This window comes from Escherichia sp. KCJ4928 (genome assembly GCF_004352695.1).
Lineage (GTDB): Bacteria > Pseudomonadota > Gammaproteobacteria > Enterobacterales > Enterobacteriaceae > ECMA0423.
The window spans coordinates 1-315 of record NZ_SJWV01000698.1 but is presented as its reverse complement, the minus strand read 5'-3'; the positions used below and the strand labels follow the sequence as shown (position 1 = coordinate 315).

The window sequence follows — 315 nt, the reverse complement described above, 5'->3', positions numbered from 1 at the left end:
CCGGTCAGCCAGGATTTCACTTTCCAGCCGGTCGAGCATCTGCACCAGCACCGGCGGGAACACCACACTGCCACCGTCTTCGCCGCCGGACTGCTGAAGCGCATCCGCCAGGCTGCGGCGCTGCGTTTTCGCCAGCTCACCGGTGGCGGTTTCAACTCTGATGAGTGGCGTGAAGCTCCCCGGCTGATAAATCGTCTGGATGCGGGTTCTGTCGTTCTGTATTGTGGTCAGCCGGTCGCCGTCCCAGCCGTACCAGGTCACTTGCGGTTTCCGTGACAGCGACATCCAGCCCGTCAGGTCCCGTTCACGCCGCCA

1 protein-coding gene is annotated in these 315 nt (G+C 63.5%); it reads right to left on the bottom strand.

Translation table 11 applies throughout. The features are described from left to right. On the bottom strand, nucleotides 1–315 hold a 315-nt coding region (locus E0D98_RS26310; protein WP_131891611.1), incomplete at both ends, for an RHS repeat protein.